This is a genomic window from Rhodopseudomonas julia (genome assembly GCF_030813515.1).
Classification (GTDB): Bacteria; Pseudomonadota; Alphaproteobacteria; order Rhizobiales; family Afifellaceae; genus Afifella; species Afifella julia.
This window is the reverse complement of sequence record NZ_JAUSUK010000001.1, coordinates 1,225,434-1,248,560: the sequence shown is the minus strand read 5'-3', so window position 1 is coordinate 1,248,560 and position 23,127 is coordinate 1,225,434. Positions and strand designations below refer to the sequence as shown.

The window sequence follows — 23,127 nt, the reverse complement described above, 5'->3', positions numbered from 1 at the left end:
AGCTCGAAGTGTATCGCCGGCGCCTTCGCTGGCGGCGCCCTATTGGAAACGTCCAAGCCGACAGGATCATGGAACAGGCTCTCAAACCCGCCGATCGCCTGCTGCACGCCCTCGCCGACAACCGCATCGCCATCGAGGCGGTGACGCCCGAGATCGATGGTGGCCGTTTTCCGGCCAAAGCCGCGGTCGGGGAAGTCGTGGTCGTGGAGGCAGATATCTTTTCCGACGGCCACGATCTCATCGACGCGGCGCTTTTGACGCGGCGAAAGGGTGACAAGGCGTGGTCTGAAACGCCGATGCGCCTCTATGAGAACGATCGCTGGCGCGCCTCCTTCGTACCCGTCGAGAACACGACCTACGAATATACCGTGATTGCCTGGCGCGATCTCTTTCGCAGCTGGCGTTCCGACGTCTCAAAAAAGAAGAATGCCGGTCAGGATGTGACCTCCGAACTCAAGGAGGGGCTACATATTCTGAAGAAGGCACTGTCTGAAAGCGACCGTCTCGATCCCGAGAGGCGGGCAAGGCTGCAGCGCGTCACCGAAGATATCGCCCGCCTTGCCGATCCGGCCCAGCAGTTTTCCGTCCTCATGGGCGAGGACCTTCTTGGCCTGATGACGGCCGGCGGACCGCGAAGCAACCTCTCGTATTACCTGCGGCTCCTCGATCTCTTCGTCGACCGCAAGCGCGCCGCCTTCTCAAGCTGGTACGAGTTGATGCCGCGCTCCCAGTCCGGGGATCCTGCCCGCCATGGCACCTTCGACGATGTCATCGCGCAGCTTCCGTACGTGCGCGATCTCGGCTTCGATGTGCTTTATTTCCCGCCCATCCATCCGATCGGCAAGACGAACCGCAAGGGGCGCAACAATTCGCTGACGGCGCGTGCCGACGATCCCGGCAGTCCTTATGCCATCGGCTCGGAGGAGGGCGGTCACAAGGCCATCCATCCCGAGCTCGGTACGTTTGAGGATTTCCACCGCCTGGTGAAGGCGGCCGCGGAGCACGGGCTGGAGATCGCGCTCGATTTCGCCATCCAGTGTTCGCCCGACCATCCCTGGATCAAGGAGCATCCGGAATGGTTTGATTGGCGTCCCGACGGCACCATCAGGTTCGCCGAGAACCCGCCGAAGAAATACGAGGACATCGTCAACGTCCATTTCTACCGCGATGCCATCCCTGGGCTCTGGCACGAATTACGCGATACGGTGCTGTTCTGGGTCGAGCACGGCGTCAAAATTTTTCGCGTCGACAATCCGCACACCAAGCCTCTGCCGTTCTGGGAGTGGATGATCGCCGAGGTGCGCCGCCGCCACCCCGACACGATCTTCCTGGCGGAGGCTTTCACGCGACCGAAGATGATGAAGCGTCTCGCCAAGGTCGGTTTCACTCAATCCTATTCTTATTTCACCTGGCGCAACAACAAGGCCGAGCTGACGGAATACCTGACGGAGCTCACCACCGAGGAATGCCGCCATTTCATGCGGGTGAATTTCTTCACCAATACGCCAGACATCAATCCGTTCTATCTGCAGAACAGTGGGCGCGCCGGCTTCCAGGTGCGGCTCTTCCTGGCGGCGACACTTGCCACCAATTACGGTATCTACTCCGGCTATGAGCTTTGCGAGGCCGCGGCAATGCCTGGCAAGGAAGAATATCTGGATTCGGAAAAGTACGAGATCCGTGCCTGGGACTGGGACAGGCCTGGCCATATCAAGGACGATGTGCGCCGGCTCAATGCCTGGCGTCGGGCCCACCCGGCCTTGCAGCAATTCACCAATCTCAAGTTCTACAACGCCTATAACGACAACATTCTCTACTACGGCAAATATACGGACGATCTGTCGGATTTCCTGTTGTTTGCCGTCAATCTCGATCCGTTGAACGCGCAAGGCGCGCAATTCGAGGTGCCGCTTTGGGAATTCGGACTGCCTGACGATGCTCCGATCATGGCCGAAGACCTGGTCGTGGATCGGCGTTTCACCTGGCAGGGCAAGATGCAACGCGTCTGGCTCAACCCGTCCGAGCGCACCTATGCGGCCTGGCGTTTGATCTCACCTCAAGAGCGGCTCACTTGAACGCGGCCCCGACAGAGAACATGCAAAAATCCAATCGTTCCGAGCGCCCCCATCATCGCATCGACGGAGTGATCGATCGCTCCGACACCGAATGGTATAAGGACGCGATCGTCTATCAGCTTCACGTCAAAGCGTTTCTCGATTCGAACGGGGACGGCGTTGGAGATTTCGGCGGTCTTCTCGACCGTCTCGATTACATCGAGAGCCTTGGCGTCACCGCGATCTGGCTTCTGCCGTTCTATCCTTCGCCCCTGCGCGACGACGGCTACGACATCGCCGACTACCGCGCGATCAATCCGTCTTACGGCACGATGCGCGATTTCCGCCGCTTCGTGGCGGAGGCCCATCAGCGCGGCATCCGGGTGATCACCGAGCTCGTCATCAACCACACCTCCGACCAGCATCCCTGGTTCCAGCGGGCGCGCAATGCAAAGCCCGGATCGGCTGCGCGCAATTATTACGTCTGGAGCGACACCGATCAGAAATACCAGGGCACGCGCATCATTTTCCTCGACACGGAGACCTCCAACTGGACCTGGGATCCCGTCGCAGAAGGATTTTTCTGGCATCGCTTCTATTCCCATCAGCCGGATCTCAACTTCGACAATCCGCGGGTGATGAAGGAAGTGCTGTCGGTGATGCGCTTCTGGCTCGATATGGGGGTCGACGGGCTCAGGCTCGACGCCATTCCCTATCTTGTGGAGCGCGACGGCACCAACAACGAGAACCTGCCGGAGACGCATGTCGTCCTGAAACAGATCCGCAGCGATCTCGACGAGAATTATTCCGATCGCATGCTTCTCGCGGAAGCCAATCAATGGCCGGAGGATACACGGCCCTATTTCGGCGAGGGCGACGAATGCCACATGGCGTTCCATTTCCCCTTGATGCCGCGCATGTACATGGCGCTGGCGCAGGAGGATCGCCATCCGATCACCGATATCATCCGCCAGACGCCCGAAATCCCAGATCCGTGCCAATGGGCAATCTTCTTGCGCAACCACGACGAGCTGACGCTCGAAATGGTGACCGACACGGAGCGCGATTATCTGTGGCGCACCTATGCCTCCGATCAGAAGGCGCGCATCAATCTCGGCATTCGCCGTCGTCTGGCGCCGCTCATGCAGAACGATCGCCGCAAGATCGAATTGATGAATGCGCTCTTGTTGTCGATGCCGGGCACGCCGGTGCTCTATTACGGCGACGAGATCGGCATGGGCGACAATTACTTCCTGGGCGATCGCGACGGCGTGCGCACCCCCATGCAATGGTCGGGAGACCGCAATGGCGGCTTCTCGCGCGCCAATCCGCAGCAGCTCTATCTGCCGCCGGTGCAGGACCCGATCCACGGCTATGAAGCGATCAATGTCGAGGCGCAGCAATCCGACCCGTCATCGCTCCTGAATTGGATGCGGCGCATGGTGACCGTGCGCAAACAGCACAATGTCTTCGGTCGCGGCGAGATGACCTTTCTCTATCCGGGGAACCGCAAGATCCTCGCCTATATCCGCAGTTACGAAGACGAAGACATTCTCTGCGTCGCCAATCTTTCCCGCTCCGCCCAGGCCGTCGAGCTCGACCTGTCGCGTTTCCGTCACCGGGTCCCGGTAGAGCTTTCCGGCCATTCTGCTTTCCCGGCGATCGGTGAATTGCCCTACATGCTGACGCTGCCCGGTTACGGTTTCTTCTGGTTTCTTCTCACCGAGGAGACGGACGTGCCGCAATGGCACACGCCCGCACCCGACGTCATGCCCGAATTCATCACCGTCACCACGCGCGCCGATCTCGACGCGGCGCTCTCCGGCCGCGACGGCCGTCAGCTGGAAGCCCAGGCGCTGCCGGAATTCCTGCAACGACAGCGCTGGTTCGCCGGCAAGGGCGCCACCATCGACGGGGTTTCGCTGTCGCCTCTGACGAGCGTCGCGGAAGGGCGCACGGCCATTGCGACCGTGGATGTGACGCTTCGCAACGAGGAGACGCAGCGTTACTTCCTGCCGCTCTCCGCGCTCTGGGGTGAAGAGAACCTGCATTTCGGTGCGCCCAAACTCTCGTACACGCTGGCCAAGATCCGGCGGGGCCCGCGTGTCGGCGCTCTTGTCGACGCGGCCTTCGACGAGGATTTTGCAAGAGCGCTGTTGAAGGCGATGGCTGCCGGCGACACGGTCGCCGCAAAGGCTGGCGAACTTGTCTTTGCCGGGCAGGCCGATCTCGCTGAGGCGGCGGAGGAAACCGACATCCGCCCACTCGGCGTCGAGCAGTCGAACGTCTCCGTCATCATCGGCGACCGTGCGCTCCTGAAAGTCTATCGCCGGTTGCGTGAGGGTGATCAGCCCGAGGTGGAAGTCGCGCGCTTCCTCACCGATGTGGCTGGTTTCGACAACACGCCGCAGCTTCTTGGAACGGTCGAATACCGTCCGAACGAAGGCGAGCCGACGGCGCTTGCCGCGGTCTTCTCCTTTGTGCGCAATCAGGGCGATGGCTGGGCCGTTCTCGTCGATGCGCTCGACCGCGATCTGGAGGCAACGGCGCTCAACGCCGCGACCGCAGCGGAATCGGTTCCGGCCGCAGCTCCCATACCTTTCGGGCATCCGCTCGACCTCGCGATGACCATGGGTCTGCGCACGGCCGAAATGCATGTGGCACTTGCCGCCGACACCGATCTTCCGGCCTTCAAAGTGGAGCCCCTGGAGCAGGAAGATGTGGGCGCGATGGCCGTCGATGTCGCGAGCCTTGCCGATCAGGCGATCGAGCGGCTTGAGGCGATGGCTGCGACGCTGCCCGCCGAAACGCGGGAGATGGCGGCTGACCTCGCCGAGCGTCGCGGTGCACTGCAGGGCGAGCTGGAAGCCTTGGCTTCAAGCCCGCCGGCCGGTGGCAAATCGCGCATCCATGGCGATTACCATCTTGGCCAGGTTCTCGTTTCCCAGGCCGATATCGTCATCATCGACTTCGAAGGCGAGCCGCAACGCTCGCTTGCCGAACGGCGCGCGAAGTCATCACCCTTGCGGGATGTCGCCGGCATGCTGCGCTCCTTCGATTATGCCGCGGCTGCGGCCGAACGCCAGTTCCTGGCGCGGCATATGGAGGTGCCCGAAGCGATCCGTGAACGTGCCCAGCAATGGCGCGACAAGGCCATCGCCGATTTCCGCGCGAGCTACTTCGCCCGGATGGAGGGCGTGTCGACGCTTCCGAAAGATGAGGCGGCGGCAGAGCGTCTGCTGCGGCTCTTCCTTCTGCAAAAGGGCTTTTACGAGATCCTCTACGAGGCGGCCAATCGTCCCGACTGGATCGACATTCCACTGCGCGGCGTTCTTAACCTGATCACCACTGAGGCAAAGCTATGAACACCTGGCGCAAAGAGATTCTGATCTCCTTTCCGGAGATCGACCGCTCGGCAATCGCTGCGCTGATCGAAGGGCGCCATGGCGACCCGTTTTCGCTTCTCGGCCCGCACCGGGCCTCTGCCGGCTTGAGCATCCGCACGTTTCACCCAGGCGCTGAGCGAGCGGAAATTCTCAGCATGGGGGGCGATGAGGTTCTGGCCCAAATGGAGCGCCTCGAGGCGGGCTTCTTTGCGGCCCTGCTGGAAGGAAAAGATCTGAGCCTTGCCTATCGCATCCGCTTCTATGCGGGCGATCAATCCTGGACCGTCGACGATCCCTACCGTTTTCCGCCGATCCTGGGAGAGCTCGATCTGCACCTCCTCTCGGAGGGCAACCACCGCCGCCTCTACGAGAAGCTCGGCGCGCATCCGGCCACGATGGACGGCGTTCAGGGTACGACCTTCGCCGTCTGGGCGCCGAATGCGCAGCGCGTCTCGGTCGTCGGCAGCTTCAACGAATGGGACGGCCGCCGCCACGTCATGCGCAAGCGCGTCGAAAGCGGCGTTTGGGAGATCTTCCTGCCGGGGATCGGGCCGGGCGAATACTATAAGTACGAGATCCTCTCGCCTGAAGGACGGCTTCTGCCGCTGAAGTCCGACCCCTTTGCCTTCTCTCAGGAAGAGCCCCCCTCGACCGCCTCGCGGGTGACGGGGCTTCCCGATCGCCAATGGCACGACGAGCAATGGATGCAGACGCGGCGTGCGCGCAACGATCGCACTCAGCCGATCTCGATTTACGAAGTGCATCTCGGCTCATGGCGCCGCGGCGACGGCAACACCTACCTCGATTACGATGAGCTTGCCGATCAGCTCATCCCCTACGTGAAGGATATGGGCTTCACGCATATCGAGCTTTTGCCGATTTCCGAGCATCCCTTCTCCGGCTCTTGGGGCTATCAGCCGATCGGGCTCTATGCACCGACCTCGCGCTTTGGCTCGCCGGAGGCGTTCGCCCGGTTCGTGGAGCGTTGCCACGCCGAAGGCATCGGCCTGATCATCGACTGGGTGCCGGCGCATTTCCCGACGGATGAGCACGGTCTCGCCCGTTTCGACGGCACCGCGCTTTATGAACATGCCGATCCACGCCAGGGCTTTCACCGCGACTGGAACACGCTCATCTACAATTTCGGCCGGCGGGAGGTGCGCAACTTCCTGGAAGCGAACGCCCTTTACTGGATGGACGAATTCCACATCGACGGGCTGCGCGTCGATGCCGTGGCCTCCATGCTCTACCTCGACTATAGCCGCGAGCCGGGCGACTGGGTTCCCAATGTCCATGGCGGCCGCGAAAACCTGGAAGCCATTTCCTTCCTGCGCGACACCAACACCAACGTCTTCGGCGGCTTCGAGGGCGCGACGACCTTTGCCGAGGAATCGACGGCCTGGCCGGGCGTGTCGCGGCCTGTCGAAACGGGCGGCCTCGGCTTCGGCTACAAGTGGAACATGGGCTGGATGCACGACACGCTCGCCTACATCCACAACGACCCGGTGCATCGCCGTTACCATCATCACCAGATGACCTTCGGCCTGCTCTACGCGTTCTCGGAGAATTTCGTTCTGCCGATCAGCCACGATGAAGTGGTGCATGGCAAGGGCTCGCTCCTCGGTAAAATGCCGGGCGACGAGTGGCAGCGCTTCGCCAATCTCCGAGCCTATTTCGGCTTCATGTGGACGCATCCCGGCAAGAAACTGATTTTCATGGGCTGCGAATTTGCCCAGGAGCGGGAATGGAACCACGATCAGTCGCTCGACTGGCATCTCCTCGGCGGCGAGGGCCATGCGGGCATGCAGCGGCTGGTACGTGACCTCAACCATCTTTATCGCGATGTGCCCGCACTCCATCAGCGCGATTGCGAGCCGGCCGGTTTCCAATGGATCGACGCGTCCGATGCCGATCAGAGCGTCTTTTCCTATCTGCGGCGCGGCGAGCGCGGCGAGGATGTCGTTGCCGTCATCTGCAACTTCACGCCGGTCGTACGGCATGGCTATCGGGTCGGTCTGCCCTTCCAGGGGCGTTGGCAGGAATGCCTCAACACCGATGCGGGCGTCTATGGCGGCTCCAATGTCGGCAATGACGGCGAAGTGCGGGCCGAGGAGGTCGGATGGCATGGTCAGCCGGCGTCGGCCGCTCTCACCCTGCCGCCACTCGGCGTGATCGTCTTGAGATACCAGCCCTGAAACCTATTTCGGCTTTCTTTTTAGAAGGATCAATGCATGTCGCGGCTTCGCGTGAGGCCCGGTACGCCCCATCCATTGGGGGCGACCTGGGACGGCTCTGGCGTCAATTTTGCCCTCTTTTCGGCACACGCCGAAAAGGTCGAGCTGTGCCTGTTTGACCGGCAAGGACGACGCGAGCTCGAACGTATCCCTCTGCCCGAACACACGCATGAGGTTTGGCACGGCTATTTTCCGGACCTGCGTCCCGGCCAGCTTTACGGCTATCGCGTCTACGGGCCGTATGAGCCGAAGGCCGGCCATCGTTTCAATCCACACAAGCTTCTGATCGATCCCTACGCCAAGGCGCTCTACGGCGAATTGCGTTGGCACGAGGCCTGTTTCGGCTATCGCGTGTCGTCTTCGCGGGGGGACCTCTCCTTCGACCGGCGCGATTCGGCGCGCTCGATGCCCAAATGCGTGGTCATCGACCCGGCCGTGACCTGGGGTCCCGACGTGGCGCCGAAGACGCCGTGGTCGGATACGATCATCTATGAGGCGCATGTCGGCGGCCTGACGGCGCTGCATCCGGAAATCCCGGGACCGGTGCGCGGCACTTTCGGCGGTCTGACCGATCCGGATGTCATCGACCACCTGGTGAAGCTCGGCGTTACGGCGATCGAGCTGATGCCGGTACATGCCTTCTTCGACGATGAATTTTTGGTGCGCAAAGGCCTGTCGAACTATTGGGGCTATAATACTGCGGCCTTCTTCGCCCCGGCGCCTCGCTTCATCTCGCCCGGGGCCGGCATCCATGAATTCAAGACCATGGTGCGCAAGCTGCACGAGGCGAATATCGAGGTAATCCTCGATGTGGTCTATAACCACACCGCAGAAGGCAACCGGCTCGGGCCCACCTTGTCGTTCCGGGGCATCGACAATGCGAGCTATTATATTCTCGGCGACGACCCGCGGTACTATTTCGACACGACCGGCACCGGCAATACGCTCAATCTGCGCCATCCGCGCGTTCTGCAGATGGTCACCGATTCGCTGCGCTATTGGGTCGAGGAATGCCATGTCGACGGCTTCCGTTTCGATCTCGCAACGGCTCTTGGGCGCGACCGCGACACCTTCCACAACGATGCGGCTTTCTTCGATGCCATCCGCCAGGATCCGGTTCTGTCGCGCACCAAGCTGATTGCCGAGCCCTGGGATATCGGACCGGGCGGCTATCAGCTCGGCAATTTTCCTCCCGGCTGGACGGAATGGAACGGCGCCTACCGAGATGTCGTTCGGTCCTTCTGGAAGGGCGATGACGGGCTGCTGCCCGATCTCGCACGCAGCCTTCTCGGCTTCGCCGACCTCTTCGAACATCGTGGCCGCAAACCGTGGGCGAGCATCAATCTCATCACCGCGCATGACGGTTTCACGCTGAACGACCTCGTCTCCTACAATCACAAACACAACGAAGAGAATGGCGAGGACAGCCGCGACGGTCACGACGACAACCGCAGCTGGAATTGCGGCGTCGAAGGTCCGACGGACGATCCGGACATCCTGCAGCTGCGCGATCAGCAGCGGCGCAATTTTCTTCTGACCCTTCTTCTCTCCCAGGGCACGCCGATGATCGTCATGGGAGACGAGCAGGGGCGCACGCAAAACGGCAACAACAACGCCTATTGCCAGGACAACGAGACGAGCTGGATGAAATGGGCCGATCTGCCGGAACGTGATCTTGCCTTGCGGGACTTCACCGCGTCCGCGATCGCCTTCCGCAAAGCCCATCCGCTTTTGCGCCAGACCCGCTTCCTGCACGGCGAGGAGGTTCCTGGCCGCGACATCCCCAACGTTCAATGGCTGAAGCCCGAAGGCGGCTTCATGGCTGCGGAGGATTGGCAGGACGGTTTACGCAAATGCGTCGGCCTGATGCTGTGCGACGAAGGCACCAGCTGCGTGTTGATCCTCATAAACGCGGCGCCGAACGATTTGAGTTTCCGGCTGCCGGCCGCGAAGGGTGTGGAGATGTGGCAGAGGCGGCTTGAAACCGTTCATGGCGAAGTCGGCGGCGCGGAATTTGCACCTGACTCGGAGGTGACCATGACGGCGCGTTCGATGATCCTTCTCGAGGGATGATCCTCCGTGAAAGCTGACCAAAGAGACCGAGGCTGACCTCGGCGAAAGGGCGAAGGAATGAGTGACACTCTCGACAGGCTGGCCGACGCCCTCGGGATCGAGACGCGCTATTGGGCATTGTCAGGCGAAGAAGTCTTCGCTGGCGACGAAACCAAGGCGGCGATCCTGACTGCTCTTGGCGTCGACGTCTCGGAGACCGGCGAAAGGCAGAGCCTGCGGCCGGCTCTCGGTGGCCTGGCGGCGCCGAATGCGCGCTGTTTCGTGCCCGGGTTTCTTGAAGAAGGCCGCTGCTGGGGCGTGGCGTGCCAGCTTTATGGGCTGCGCACCTCGCGCAACTGGGGGATGGGCGACTTTGAGGATCTGGCACGGCTTGCGGAAATGCTCGCTGCCGATGGTGCCGACTTTTTGGGCGTCAATCCGCTGCACGCCCTGTTCCTGGCCCTGCCGGAACGGGTGAGCCCCTTTTATCCCTCGAGCCGGCGTTTTCTGAACCCGCTTTATATCGCGGTCGACGACGTGCCCGGTTTCTCGCAGGAAGACCAGCCGCCGCAAGGCTGGCTCGATGAGGCGCGTGCCGCAACGCTCGTCGATTATCCCGGCGTGACGCGGCACAAGCTCGCGGCGTTATGGCGGATTTTCAACCGCGAGCGCGAGCGGATCCTGATCGATCAGGATTTCGCGCGGTTTCGCGAGCGCGGCGGCCAGGCGCTTTACGATCACGCCTTGTTTGAGGCCTTGTCGCTCGGCGGGCTCGCGTCACCGACGCCTGGCGGCTGGCACATCTGGGGTGACGATTTCCACAGCCCGGAAAGCGCTGCCTCTCGTGGCTATGCGGAAGAAAACAGCGATGCCGTTCTCTTTCAGATGTGGCTGCAGTTCACCGCCGATACGCAGCTTGCCGAAGCACAGCGGCGGGCGCGGCGCGCTGGGATGCGGATCGGCCTCTACCTCGATCTCGCCGTTGGTGTCGCCCCCGACGGTTCGGCCACCTGGACCGACACCCGCACGACCGTGAATGGCATGACCGTCGGCGCACCACCCGACTATTTCAACGCCAATGGCCAGGATTGGGGCCTCGCGCCGCTATCGCCCGCGGGACTCTTGGAAGACGATCTTAAGCCGTTCCGCGCCCTGCTCGACAGCCTGATGTGCCATGCCGGAGCGATCCGCATCGACCATGCGATGGGCCTCTACCGCCAGTTCTGGATCCCGCAGGGACTCGGCCCGGCGAAGGGCGCCTATATGCGCTATCCGCTGACGGCGATGCTCGCCGTGCTGGCCGAGGTGTCACAGGCCTATGAGAGCCTGGTGATCGGCGAAGATCTGGGCGTGGTGCCGGATGGTTTCCGCGAAGTGATGCGCGACACGGCGCTGCACGCCTATAAGGTCTTTCTCTTCGAACGCGAGGAAAGCCGTTTCCGCGGGCCGCAGGAATATCCGCCGGCCGCACTTGCCTGTGTCACGACCCACGATACGCCGAGCCTTCTCGGCTGGTGGACCGGGCACGACATCGATGTGCGTCTGGGGCTCGATCTCTTGCGCCCAGACCAGGCGGATAGCGAAAGGCAGCAGCGGGCGGCTGATCGCGGGGCGGTGCGGCGCCTCCTTGCCGAACACGGGCTTGGCGAGATCGACGCCGACGATGCGGAAGTCTCCGCCGGCGAGGCGGCCGTGCGCATTTCGACGCTTGTCGCACGAAGCCCTTCGCGGCTTTTTGCCGTCTCCCTCGACGATCTCGCTGGAGCACGCGATCAGCTCAATGTGCCGGGGACGATGGACGAACACCCGAATTGGCGCCGGCGCCTTCCTGTCGATCTCGACGAATTGCGCAGCAGTGAGCTCTATCGGCGCACGATCGAAGCTCTCCGCGAAGAAAGGCCGCAGCAGTGACGCGGTGATGCCTTTGCGGGAACTCGATGTGCAGCCTTAAGACCTTCACGCAGAACGCGACCTCGCCCTTGAGCCTCGCTTGCGTTCGTCCCATGGTATGTTCGCGCGCCGGCGGGGGATGGTTCGGCGGGGGAGATTTTCAATGAGCAGAATCGATCCGGATGCGCTGGGCGGCCGCTTGGCCCGGCGCACGATGGCTTTTGTCCTGGCGGGGGGCCGGGGCAGCCGTCTGATGGAGCTGACGGACAATCGGGCGAAGCCGGCCGTCTATTTCGGCGGCAAGAGCAGAATCATCGACTTCGCGCTGTCGAATGCGCTGAATTCCGGCATCAAGCGCATCGCGGTTGCCACACAATACAAGGCCCACAGCCTAATCCGGCATCTCAACCGGGGTTGGAATTTCTTTCGCCCGGAGCGCAACGAGACGTTCGATCTCTTGCCCGCCTCCCAGCGTGTGGCCGAAGACAAATGGTATGTCGGAACCGCCGATGCGGTGACGCAAAATATCGATATTGTGGAAGACTATGGGCCGGAACTGATCATCATCCTTGCGGGCGATCACGTCTACAAGATGGATTATGAGATCATGCTGGCTCAGCATGTCGACAGCGGGGCGGAGGTCACCGTCGGGTGCATCGCCGTGCCGCGCATGGAAGCGACGGGCTTCGGCGTCATGCATGTCGACGCCAGCAACCGCATAGTCGATTTCGTCGAAAAGCCGGCAGATCCCCCGGCCATGCCGGACAATCCGGACCTCGCGCTCGCTTCGATGGGCATCTACGTTTTCCATACGAAGGTGCTGTTTGAACATCTGCGGCGCGACGCCGACGATCCGGACTCAAGCCACGATTTCGGCCATGACATCATTCCCCGGATCGTCAAGGAAGGCGGTGCGGTGGCGCATCGCTTTGCCGAATCCTGTGTGATGTCGGGGGCGGAGCCGGAGCCCTATTGGCGTGACGTGGGCACCATCGATGCCTTCTGGGAAGCCAATATCGATCTCACCGATTTCGTCCCCGGCCTCGACCTTTACGATCACAACTGGCCGATCTGGACCTACAGCGAGGTCACGCCGCCAGCGAAGTTCGTTCACGACGAGGAGGGCCGCCGCGGCTCGGCCGTGAGCTCGCTGGTTTCCGGCGGCTGCATCCTGTCGGGTGCGCGCATCGACAAATCGCTCTTGTTCACCGGCGTCCACGCCCATTCCTACAGCGAGCTTTGCCGAACCGTTGCGCTGCCGCATACCACGATCAACCGGCATGCCCGGCTCACCAATGTCGTCATCGACCGCGGTGTGGTGATTCCGCGCGGCCTCGTCGTCGGCGAGGATCCGGAAGAAGATGCGCGCCGCTTCCGCCGCACCGACAGTGGCATATGTCTGATCACACAGCGGATGCTCGATCGCCTCGATTTCCAGTCGTAAGTGCTGCCGTGAACAAGGTTCTTTTCGTCGCCTCCGAATGCTATCCGCTGGTCAAGACCGGGGGGCTCGCCGACGTCATCGGCGCCCTGCCGCTCGCGCTTGCCGGCGAAGGGGTCGATGCCCGCGTTCTGCTGCCGGCTTATCCGGAAGTTTGCGAAAGGCTGAGGGAGGCAGAGGCGCTTCCGTTGCCGGGTGGAAGAGTCCTTGGTCAGGAAGGCCGCCTTCTTGCCGCGACGACGGAGGAAGGCCTCAAGGTCTGGGCGCTCGACGTGCCGGCCTTCTTTGCCCGCGTCGGCAATCCCTATGTCGGGCCCAATGGGCACGACTGGCCGGACAATCATCTGCGCTTTGCCGCCTTGTCGCGCGTTGCCGCCGATATCGCCGGCCATGGCGTCGGCCGATGGCGGCCGCAGCTTTTGCACATCCATGATTGGCAGGCCGGCCTCGTGCCGGCCTATCTCTCTGCGGATGAGATCGATCTGCCGACCCTTTTCACGATTCACAACATCGCCTTCCAAGGCGTCTTTCCCGCGGCCGAGATCACGCGCCTCGGCCTGCCGGGGCGCTATTTTCACCGCGACCTGACGGAATTTTGGGGTCAGATCTCCTTCCTGAAGGCGGGCATCGCCATGTCGAGCAAGGTGTCGACGGTGAGCCCGACCTATGCCCGCGAGCTTGAAAGCCCCGAATTCGGCTGGGGCCTCGACGGCCTCATCCGTCACCGCCAGGCCGATATGTGCGGGATCTTGAACGGCATCGATGCGGGCGTCTGGGATCCGGCGAGCGATCCGTTGATCGCGGCGCCCTATTCGGTTGAAAAACCGGCCGGCAAGGCGCGCAACAAGCAGGTGCTACAGGAGCGTCTCGGCCTTGAAAACGATCCGAACGCCCCGCTTTTGTGCGTCGTCAGTCGCCTGACTCAGCAAAAGGGTATGGATCTCCTTCTGGAAAACCTGCCGCAGCTCTTGTGGCGCGGAGGACAGCTCGCGGTGCTGGGCAGTGGCGAGGCGCATCTGGAAGCGGGTTTCCGCGAGGCGGCTTTCAACAATCCCGGACGGGTCGCCACCGTCATCGGTTACAATGAGCCGCTGTCGCATCTCCTGCAGGCGGGAGCGGATGCGATCGTCATCCCCTCCCGCTACGAGCCCTGCGGCCTGACTCAGCTTTACGGCCTGCGCTACGGCACCTTGCCGATCGTTTCACGCACCGGCGGGCTTGCCGACACAATCATCGATGCCAATGCCGCCGCGGTGCAGGCGGGAACGGCAACCGGCTTCCAGTTTGCCCCTGTGACCCCCGAAAGGCTGCGCCATACGCTCGACCGCGCCTTCGATCTGTGGGCCGACCGAAAAGGCTGGCGTGCCGCCCGGCGTGCCGCGATGCAATCCGATTTCGGCTGGTCCGCCTCGGCCCGGCTATACAGAAACCTCTACCGGCGCATGCTCAAGGAAGCGCGCCAGAAGAAGATGGGAGAGAGACAAGGTGAACATTGAGACCGTGTCGACGAAGCCGATCGCCGGACAGAAGCCCGGCACCTCCGGCCTCAGGAAGAAGACGGCGACCTTTCTGGAGCCCGGCTATCTGGAAAACTACATCGCCGCGATCATAGAGGGCATCGGCGGCGTCGAAGGCGCCACGATGGTGATCGGCGGTGACGGCCGCTTCGGCAATCGTCAGGCGATCAAGACGCTCGTGCGCATGCTTGCCGCCGCAGGCGCAAAGCATCTCATCATCGGCCAGAACGGGCTTCTGTCGACGCCAGCCGCCTCCTGCGTCATCCGCAAGCGTCAGGCGACGGGTGGCTTCATCTTCTCCGCCAGCCACAATCCGGGCGGCGAGCACGGCGATTTCGGTCTCAAATATAATCTCGCCAATGGCGGTCCGGCCCCCGAGAACGTCACCTCCGCGATCTATAAGGCGACGCAGACGCTCTCCTCTTACAGGATTGCCGAGCTCGATGAGATCGACCTCTCCGACGTGGCGACGGTCGAGCATGACGGCTTCGTGGTCGAAGTGATCGATCCGGTCACAGATTATGCAGCGCTCATGGAAGAGCTCTTCGATTTCGACGCGATCTCTGGGCTCTTCGACTCCGGCTTTCGTCTCGCCTACGACGCGATGCATGCCGCGACCGGCCCCTATGCGAAGGCGATCCTGGAAGGCCGCCTTGGTGCTGCGGTGGGCACGGTGCGAAATGGCGAGCCGCTGCCGGATTTCGGCGGGTTGCATCCCGATCCGAACCCCGTCCACGCCAAGGCGCTTTTCGACCTCATGGCCGCACCTGAGGCGCCCGATATGGGCGCCGCCTCCGATGGCGATGGCGACCGCAATCTCGTGCTCGGTCCCGGCCTGCCGGTCTCCCCGTCCGATTCTATCGCAGTTCTCGCCGCCAATGCGCATCTTGCACCGGGCTACGAGCGCGGCCTTGCCGGCGTGGCGCGCTCCATGCCGACGAGCCGTGCCCTCGACCGGGTGGCAGAGGAGCTCGGCATTTCCCTCTACGAGACGCCGACCGGCTGGAAATTCTTCGGCAATCTTCTGGATGCCGGAAAGATCACCATGTGCGGCGAAGAAAGCGCCGGGGCGGGTTCTGACCATGTGCGCGAGAAGGACGGCCTGTGGGCCGTGCTTCTGTGGCTCAACATCCTCGCCGTCCGCCGTCAGTCGATCCCCGAGATCGTGCGCGAGCATTGGGCGCGCTTCGGGCGCAATTATTACACCCGCCACGACTATGAAGCGATCGAGACGGAGCGTGCGGAAACGCTGATGTCGGAGCTGACGGCGCGTCTCGCTTCCCTGCCGGGCGAGAAAGCCGGCGCGCTCACCATCGAAGGGGCCGACGAATTTGCCTATCACGACCCGATCGATGGCTCTCTCGCCGAGCATCAGGGAATCCGCATCCTCTTCGAAGGCGGCGGTCGCGCCGTCTTCCGCCTGTCGGGCACCGGCACGGAGGGCGCGACCTTGCGCGTCTATCTGGAGCGCTTCGAGCCGGCAGGCGGCGATCACGCCCTGGAGCCGCAGCAGGCGCTCGCCGAGATCATTGCGGCGGCAGGCGAGGTGGCCGGCATCGAAAAACACACCGGTCGCACCGCGCCGGACGTGATCACCTGAGCGGTCGAGCAGCCTTTTGAAGACAAAAGCGCGGCCCTTGAGACCTACTCCCAGGCCGCGCCTTCGAGGGTGTTGAGGGGAATCTTGAGATAGCGCCGGCCGTTTCCTTCCGGCTCCGGCAGAGATCCGCCGTTCATGTTGATCTGCAGCGCATGCAGGATCAGCTTCGGCATTGGCAGGCTTTTGTCGCGTTTGTTGCGGAGCTCGACATAGGCGGCCTGCGTTTTGGCTTGCTGAAGGTGCTTGTTTCTCGCCTTCTGTTCGCCGACCGTCGATTCCCATTGCGGCTCGCGCCCGTCCGGCATGTAATCATGGCCGGTGAAAAGACGCGTTTCATCGGGAAGCTTTAGAATCTCCTGGATCGAGGTCCAAAGCGTGGCTGCGTCGGCGCCGGGAAAGTCCGCCCGTGCCGTCCCGAAATCGGGCTGAAACAAGGTGTCGTGGACGAAGGCTGCATCGCCGATCACATAGGTGACGGAGGCAAGCGTATGGCCGGGCGAGAACATGACGCGGCCTTCGATCTCGCCGATGCGGAGATCATCGCCATCGGCGAAGAGCCGGTCCCATTGGCGTCCGTCAGCCGGAAAATCTGGCCAATTGTAGAGGCCCTTCCAAAGTTCCTGGACGTCGGTGACATGAGCCCCGATGGCGCGTGGAGCACCGGTCTTTCCATGCAGGTAATGGGCGGCCGACAGATGGTCGGCATGCGGATGCGTGTCCAGGATCCATTCCGGGGCGAGCCCTTCCCGTTCGATGAAGGCGAGGATCTTGTCGGCGTTGAAGGTGGCCGTCGCCCCGGATTTCTCATCGTAGTCGAGCACCGGGTCGATGATCGCGCAGCGCTTCGTGGCGGGATCTGCAACCACATACTGCACGGAGAACGTCCGCTCATCGAAAAAGCCGGTGACGGCAGGCTTGGCTGAATGACTCATCATATCCTCTTTTTTTCCTGACGCCCTCCACATGGATCACATTCAAATAAATGCAATTGTGAGCTTCCGCTGTGCTCTCCCTTGACCGCCCACGCCCTTCCTGCAAGGCCGCTCTGAAGCGCCGTGGTGATCGGCATGCTCCGCGGCCGGCCGATGCCGCCCGATGCGCCGGCACGTTATCCGAACCCTGAGAGGAAGATTGTCGATGAGCGTCGATGCGTCGCCCCGCGTTGAAATCAAGATCCTGGATGAGCGTCTCAGGGATTGGGGATTGCCGCTTGCGCATTCCGCGATGGCGGCAGGCGTCGACCTCAGGGCCTGTCTCGACGCGCCTCTTGCGCTCGATGCCGGAGCGCCCGCGGTGCTTATTCCGGCGGGGTTTGCTCTTTCCATCGCCAACCCCAATATCGCGGCGCTGATCCTGCCGCGTTCCGGAGCCGGGCACAAAAGGGGCCTCGTCCTCGGCAATGGCGTGGGGCTGATCGACGCGGACTATCACGGGCCGATCATGATCAGCGCCTGGAACCGGAACGCCGCCGGTGACGCAATCCTGATCGAACCCGGAGAACGGATCGCGCAGATGCTTTTCGTGCCGGTGCTGACGCCCCGCTTGCAGGAAGTGGCGGAGTTTTCGGGCGTCAGTGAACGAGGTGACGGCGGTTTCGGCTCGACCGGCTGACCACGGCGGATCGGTGCGAGTAGCCGATGCGCCTGTGTTTCGCAGCGCGAAATCTTTTTTCTGGCATACAATTTTTGGTTTTGCTGTCGAATCGACATTCAACCCCGCAAAACTGCCGATCTTGCCGTCTTTGGGGCGGAAAGATGGCGGCCAACTGTTGACTCACCAGCCCCTCGGCCATACCTGTCCTGCTACCCAATCCTCTTTTAGTTGAAATCGCAAAGGACCAAGCGACTTGAGCGAAAGCGAGACGCTTGTTGTCAAAAATCTTTTTAAGGTTTTCGGCGACGACCCCGCTAAGGCGATCTCCCTCCACCGCGAGGGACTCGATAAAGACGGGATTTATGAGAAGACGGGGATGACGGTCGGCGTCTGTGACGCCAGTTTTACGGTTCACGAGGGCGAGATTTTTGTCGTGATGGGGCTTTCCGGCTCCGGCAAATCGACGCTCGTGCGCATGTTGAACCGGCTGATCGACCCTTCCGCTGGCGAGATTATCGTCAATGGCTCCGATATTGCGGCTATGTCCGAAAAGGAGCTGATGCATTTCCGTCGCAAACACATCAGCATGGTGTTCCAATCCTTCGCGCTGATGCCACATCTGAGTGTGGTACAGAACGCGGCATTCGGCTTGGAGCTTGACGGCGTGCCAGCCGCACAGCGTGAGGAACGTGCGCGTGCCGCACTCGCGCAGGTCGGGCTCGAGGCGCGCGGTGACAGTTATCCCAACGAGCTTTCCGGTGGCATGCAGCAGCGCGTCGGACTGGCGCGCGCGCTCGCCAACGATCCTTCTATCCTTTTGATGGACGAAGCGTTTTCTGCGCTCGATCCGTTGATCCGCACGGAGATGCAGGACGAGCTGGTGACGTTGCAGGAAGAACAGCAGCGCACCGTGATCTTCATCTCTCACGATCTCGACGAAGCCATGCGCATCGGTGATCGCATCGCGATCATGGAAGGCGGTCGCGTCGTTCAGGTCGGTACACCTGACGAGATCTTGAACAATCCTGCGGATGACTATGTCGCCTCCTTCTTCCGCGGTGTGAACGTGTCGAACGTCCTCACCGCCGGTGATGTGGCGGTGCGCGAACAGGTCACCACGGTGGAGCGAGACGGCCAGATCCGCAGCATTCTGCAGCGCATCGGCAAGGCCGACCGCGACTACGCCTACGTCCTCGACCGGCGCAAGCATTTCCACGGGGTGGTTTCTGCGGCCTCGCTGGAAGAGCAGGTGAAGTCTGGAAAGCCCGAGCTGCGGCATGCCTTCCTGCCCGGCATCGAGCCTCTGAAGGCGGATACGCGGATCGGAGAGATTATCGGTGCCGTTGCGGCCGCGCCCTGCGGCCTGCCGGTTGTCGATGACGATGGGCGCTATCTCGGCGTCGTCTCAAGGGCGCTGCTTTTGCAAGCCTTGGACAGGGAGACCGCGCAAGATGCCTGACACCAGCAATCCATGGGCTTCGTCGGCCCAAAGCGGCACGGACAGCGCGGCCTCTTCCGGCGCGGACGCTGTCGCACAGACTTCAGATGGAGCCGCCTCCGGCGCGGCTGATGCGGCTTCCGGTTCCGCCAATCCCTGGGGCGCGAGCAGCGGGACTGATGCCGGCGTTCCGGCCGGTGCGGGATCATCGACGCCGGATTGGTTGACCCAGGCGGCGCCGCCGCAGCAGCACCATTTCGATATCATGCATCCGTTCGACCGGGCGATCATCCCGATCGAAGGTTGGGTCGAGCACCTCCTCGACTGGGTGGTCGCCAACTTCCGCCCGATCTTCCAGGCCGTTCGCCTGCCGATCGACTGGGTTCTCTCGGCCATTCAAATTGCGCTTCTCGGCGTGCCGGCGGTCGTGATGATCCTTCTGCTCGGTCTGCTCGCCTGGCAGGCGGCAGGTCCGCGTCTGGGTATCGGTGCGGTGATCGCTCTGACCTTCATCGGCGCAATCGGTGCCTGGGATCAGAGCATGGTGACGCTGGCGCTGGTCTTCACGTCCGTCTTCTTCTGCATTCTGATCGGGTTGCCGACAGGCATCTGGCTGGCGCGCAACGACCGCGCTGCGCAGATCATCCGTCCGATCCTCGATGCGATGCAGACGACGCCGGCCTTCGTGTATCTTGTGCCGATCGTGATGCTTTTCGGTATCGGCAACGTGCCGGGCGTCATCGTGACCATCATCTTCGCACTGCCGCCTCTGATCCGTCTCACCAACCTTGGCATCCGTCAGGTTCCGGGCGACCTCATTGAGGCGGCCAAGAGCTTCGGCGCATCGAAGCGGCAGCTCCTCTACAAGGTGCAGCTTCCGATCGCCATGCCGACGATCATGGCCGGCGTGAACCAGACGCTGATGCTGGGCCTGTCCATGGTGGTGATCGCTTCGATGATCGCCGTCGGCGGCCTTGGTCAGATGGTTCTGCGCGGCATCGGCCGGCTCGATATGGGCCTTGCCACCGTGGGCGGTATCGGCATCGTGCTTTTGGCCATCATCATCGACCGGATGACACAGTCGCTTGGTATCACCAAGCGCGACCGGGGCAATGTTGCCTGGTACGACACCGGCCCGATCGGGCTGGTGCGCCGCCTCATCGGGCGAGGGTCAGCCTCGAAAGAGGCTCAGGCCGAGCCCAGAGAAGCGTAGGTCTGGCGGCACCCAGCCGGACCTGCAGAAACGGCCGCTTTGCGGCCATTATGAAAACCCCGAAGGGAGATCACATCATGAACTACCCGATGACACCGAAAGCCTTGCGCGGGCTTGCGGCTGCTGCCGGCCTCACGGCCGCGCTCGCCGCAGGCTCTGCGCTCGCCCAGGACAAGCCGGGCGAAGGCGTGGAAGTGATTCCGCTCAAATCCTCCATCGCGGAGGAGACCTTCCAGACCGTTCTCGTCAACAAGGCGCTCGAAGAGCTGGGCTACGACGTGAAGCCGATCAAGGAGCTGGAATATGCGACGGCCTATGTGGCGCTCGCCAATGGCGACGGCACTTTCATGGCCGACAGCTGGGATCCGCTGCACAAGGACTTCTACGAGGAAGCCGGCGGCAAGGATAAGATCTACCGCGAAGGCGTCTACTCGCCGGGTGCGCTCCAGGGCTATCTGATCGACAAGAAGACCGCCGAAGAGCACAACATCACCAATCTCGGCCAACTCAAGGATCCGGAGATTGCCAAGCTCTTCGACCATGACGGCGACGGCAAGGCCGATCTGACCGGCTGCACCCCCGGCTGGGGCTGCGAGAAGGTGATCGAGCATCAGCTCGACGCCTTCGATCTGCGCGACACGGTCACCCACAATCAGGGCTCCTATTCCGCGATCATCGCCGACACGATCACCCGCTACAAGCAGGGTGAGTCGGTTCTGTACTACACCTGGACGCCTTACTGGGTGTCGGGCGTGCTCGTTCCGGGCAAGGATGTTGTCTGGCTGAACGTGCCGTTCTCCTCGCTTCCGGGCGAGCGCAAGGACGTCGACACCTCGCTGCCGGACGGCTCCAACTACGGCTTCCAGGCCAATGAGCAGAAAATCGCTGCCAACCTGGAATTTGCGGAAGCCAATCCGGCGGCTGCGAAGCTCTTCTCCCTCATGAAGATTTCGGCCAACGACATCTCGGCTGAAAACCTTCTGATGCGCGATGGTGAGGATTCTGAGGAAGACATCTCACGTCACGCCGATGCCTGGATCAAGGGCCATCAGAAAGAGTGGAACGAGTGGCTGGATCAGGCGCGCGCCGCGGCTGAGTAAGCAATCGCTTCAAAGGATGCGGCCACGCGGCCGCGTCCGGGCATTCTGGAAGGTCGGCTCACAGCGAGCCGGCCTTTTTCTTTGCCCGCCTCCGTGTTCTTTCGGCCCTGCGGGGTGGTCAAATCTCGGCACCGCGCTCTTTGCGGTGGCGCGACGAAGGCTGAAGCGAAAGGGGGCGAAGCATGGTCGATTGGGTGAGGCACGCCATTGCCTGGCATGTTTATCCGCTGGGTTTTGCGGGAGCGGAGGTGGAGAATGATCGCGCCGCGCCGGTGGCGCACCGCCTCCTGCGTCTGGAGAATTACCTCGACTATGCCGTTGAGCTTGGCGCCTCGGCGCTCGCGCTGGGGCCGATCTTTCAGTCCGCCACTCACGGCTACGACACGCTCGACTATTTCACGATCGATCGCCGCCTCGGCGACGATGACGACTTCGATCGCCTCGTCCGGGAAGCGCATGCCCGCGGCCTCAAGGTCATCCTCGACGGGGTGTTCAACCATGTTGGACGCGACCATCCCTTTTTCCGCGAGGTGATCGACCGCGGTCCGCATGCTGACAAGGCGTCGTGGTTTCGCCTGACCTGGCCGCACGGCTGGGAGCCGGGCACGGTGCCTCAATACGCCGATTTCGAAGGCCACGATCAGCTTGTCGCGCTCAATCACGACGAGCCAGCCGTGGCGGATTATGTCGGCTCGGTCATGGATTACTGGCTGGCGCGTGGCGCTGATGGCTGGCGCCTCGATGCCGCTTACGCCGTGCCGCCGGCCTTCTGGACGAAGATTCTGCCCGGACTTTGTCAAAAGCACCCGAACGCTTTCATCTTCGGCGAGGTCATCCACGGCGATTATCCCGCAATCGTCAAGGAATCCGGCTTTGACTCGCTGACCCAGTACGAATTGTGGAAGGCCTTATGGAGCGCTCTCAACGACCGCAATTTCTTCGAACTCGCATGGGCTTTGAAGCGCAACGATGCGCTCTTGGACGATTTCGTGCCGGTCACCTTCCTCGGCAATCACGATGTGACGCGCATTGCTTCCAAGCTCAGCGATGAACGTCATCTGCCGCATGCCGTAGTGCTTCTCTTCACCCTGCCTGGCACACCCGTCGTCTATTACGGTGACGAGCAGGCGTTCCGCGGCATCAAGGAAGACAGGATCGGCGGCGATGATGCGATCCGCCCGGCGTTTCCCGACAGCCCCGGCGAGCTTTCAGACCTTGGCGCGCCGATCTTCCGCCTGCATCAGGAACTGATCGGCCTCCGTCGTCGTCATGCCTGGCTGCACGGCGCGCACGTGTCGGTGCACCACCTCGAAAACGAGGCGCTCGTTTATGAGAGCGCTGCCGAGGGAGAAAAGCTCCTCATCGCCCTCAATCTGCAAGACGCGCCGGCCCGTCTGCCGGTGCCGGCCGCGCGGGAGCGGCTTGCCGGTGAAGCGATGCTCGAAGGGGAAGGCGAGGAGCGTGTCGCCGTGGTGCCGGCGCATCGCTTTGCGGTATTTGGTTGCTGAAGGGGCGCGTAACCCGCGAGATGACGGCGCGGGGCCGGGTCGTTCCTTGCCCTTGAGCGCGTGGCCCGTGAGTGCGTGCGCATCCTTTTGCCCGCCCGGCA

At 62.4% G+C, this 23,127-nt stretch carries 14 protein-coding genes; 13 read left to right on the top strand and 1 reads right to left on the bottom strand.

Translation table 11 applies throughout. The features are described from left to right. Positions 1-68 precede the first annotated feature (68 nt). From J2R99_RS05790 to J2R99_RS05755, 8 genes are all read left to right on the top strand, one after another. Positions 69-2,075, top strand: a complete 2,007-nt coding sequence (locus J2R99_RS05790) for an alpha-1,4-glucan--maltose-1-phosphate maltosyltransferase (protein WP_307153508.1) — start codon at positions 69-71, stop codon at positions 2,073-2,075. Between the two features lie 68 nt (positions 2,076-2,143). After that, positions 2,144-5,419, top strand: coding sequence for a maltose alpha-D-glucosyltransferase (gene treS, locus J2R99_RS05785; RefSeq protein ID WP_307154157.1), 3,276 nt, complete (start codon positions 2,144-2,146; stop codon positions 5,417-5,419). Beyond that, entirely contained in the window at positions 5,416-7,635 is a 2,220-nt protein-coding gene (gene glgB, locus J2R99_RS05780; RefSeq protein WP_307153507.1) for a 1,4-alpha-glucan branching protein GlgB, read from the top strand. The genes treS and glgB overlap by 4 nt, the downstream gene beginning before the upstream one ends. Positions 7,636-7,671: 36 nt before the next feature. Further along, positions 7,672-9,747, top strand: a complete 2,076-nt coding sequence (gene glgX / locus J2R99_RS05775; RefSeq protein WP_307153506.1) for a glycogen debranching protein GlgX — start codon at positions 7,672-7,674, stop codon at positions 9,745-9,747. A 57-nt stretch (positions 9,748-9,804) separates the two neighbouring features. Next, positions 9,805-11,637 carry a 4-alpha-glucanotransferase gene (malQ, locus tag J2R99_RS05770; RefSeq protein WP_307153505.1) on the top strand — a complete coding sequence of 611 codons (1,833 nt, stop codon included), beginning with the start codon at positions 9,805-9,807 and terminating at the stop codon, positions 11,635-11,637. Positions 11,638-11,779: 142 nt separating this feature from the next. Next, positions 11,780-13,060 (top strand): glucose-1-phosphate adenylyltransferase, encoded by a 1,281-nt coding sequence (gene glgC / locus J2R99_RS05765; RefSeq protein WP_307153504.1) that lies wholly within the window; start codon positions 11,780-11,782, stop codon positions 13,058-13,060. Between the two features lie 8 nt (positions 13,061-13,068). Then, positions 13,069-14,553: a glycogen synthase GlgA gene (glgA, locus tag J2R99_RS05760; RefSeq protein ID WP_307153502.1), complete on the top strand. Its 1,485-nt coding sequence runs from the start codon at positions 13,069-13,071 to the stop codon at positions 14,551-14,553. Beyond that, on the top strand, positions 14,543-16,174 hold the full coding sequence (locus J2R99_RS05755) for an alpha-D-glucose phosphate-specific phosphoglucomutase (protein WP_307153501.1): 1,632 nt from the start codon (positions 14,543-14,545) through the stop codon (positions 16,172-16,174). Before glgA ends, J2R99_RS05755 begins: the two co-directional genes overlap by 11 nt. 44 nt (positions 16,175-16,218) lie before the next feature. Here the strand turns inward: J2R99_RS05755 and J2R99_RS05750 are convergent, their stop codons facing one another. Next, positions 16,219-17,109 (bottom strand): MBL fold metallo-hydrolase, encoded by an 891-nt coding sequence (locus J2R99_RS05750; RefSeq protein WP_307153500.1) that lies wholly within the window; start codon positions 17,107-17,109, stop codon positions 16,219-16,221. A 202-nt stretch (positions 17,110-17,311) separates the two neighbouring features. Here J2R99_RS05750 and dut point away from each other — a divergent pair, with 202 nt between their 5' ends. The 5 genes from dut (at position 17,312) to J2R99_RS05725 (ending at position 23,026) form a co-directional block, all read left to right on the top strand. Next, positions 17,312-17,785, top strand: a complete 474-nt coding sequence (dut, locus tag J2R99_RS05745) for a dUTP diphosphatase (RefSeq protein WP_307153499.1) — start codon at positions 17,312-17,314, stop codon at positions 17,783-17,785. Positions 17,786-18,020: 235 nt separating this feature from the next. Then, complete coding sequence (proV, locus tag J2R99_RS05740) at positions 18,021-19,226, top strand: glycine betaine/L-proline ABC transporter ATP-binding protein ProV (protein WP_307153498.1); 1,206 nt, start codon at positions 18,021-18,023, stop codon at positions 19,224-19,226. Then, positions 19,219-20,418, top strand: a complete 1,200-nt coding sequence (proW, locus tag J2R99_RS05735) for a glycine betaine/L-proline ABC transporter permease ProW (protein WP_307153497.1) — start codon at positions 19,219-19,221, stop codon at positions 20,416-20,418. Before proV ends, proW begins: the two co-directional genes overlap by 8 nt. Positions 20,419-20,495: 77 nt before the next feature. Next, a complete protein-coding gene (gene proX, locus J2R99_RS05730) occupies positions 20,496-21,518 on the top strand; it encodes a glycine betaine/L-proline ABC transporter substrate-binding protein ProX (RefSeq protein WP_307153496.1) in 1,023 nt (340 codons plus the stop codon). Positions 21,519-21,700: 182 nt separating this feature from the next. Continuing rightward, the gene (locus J2R99_RS05725) at positions 21,701-23,026 is read left to right on the top strand and encodes an alpha-amylase family glycosyl hydrolase (RefSeq protein ID WP_307153495.1); all 1,326 of its coding nucleotides are present in this window, start codon (positions 21,701-21,703) and stop codon (positions 23,024-23,026) included. Positions 23,027-23,127: the final 101 nt, after the last annotated feature.

Excerpts from the sequence above, each read along its gene's own strand:
- J2R99_RS05750 (WP_307153500.1), bottom strand. The coding sequence starts at position 17,109 with ATGATGAGTCATTCAGCCAAGCCTGCCGTCACCGGCTTTTTCGATGAG.
- proX (WP_307153496.1), top strand. The coding sequence starts at position 20,496 with ATGAACTACCCGATGACACCGAAAGCCTTGCGCGGGCTTGCGGCTGCT.
- malQ (WP_307153505.1), top strand. The coding sequence starts at position 9,805 with ATGAGTGACACTCTCGACAGGCTGGCCGACGCCCTCGGGATCGAGACG.
- glgB (WP_307153507.1), top strand. The coding sequence starts at position 5,416 with ATGAACACCTGGCGCAAAGAGATTCTGATCTCCTTTCCGGAGATCGAC.
- J2R99_RS05790 (WP_307153508.1), top strand. The coding sequence starts at position 69 with ATGGAACAGGCTCTCAAACCCGCCGATCGCCTGCTGCACGCCCTCGCC.
- dut (WP_307153499.1), top strand. The coding sequence starts at position 17,312 with ATGAGCGTCGATGCGTCGCCCCGCGTTGAAATCAAGATCCTGGATGAG.
- glgX (WP_307153506.1), top strand. The coding sequence starts at position 7,672 with ATGTCGCGGCTTCGCGTGAGGCCCGGTACGCCCCATCCATTGGGGGCG.
- proW (WP_307153497.1), top strand. The coding sequence starts at position 19,219 with ATGCCTGACACCAGCAATCCATGGGCTTCGTCGGCCCAAAGCGGCACG.
- glgC (WP_307153504.1), top strand. The coding sequence starts at position 11,780 with ATGAGCAGAATCGATCCGGATGCGCTGGGCGGCCGCTTGGCCCGGCGC.
- J2R99_RS05725 (WP_307153495.1), top strand. The coding sequence starts at position 21,701 with ATGGTCGATTGGGTGAGGCACGCCATTGCCTGGCATGTTTATCCGCTG.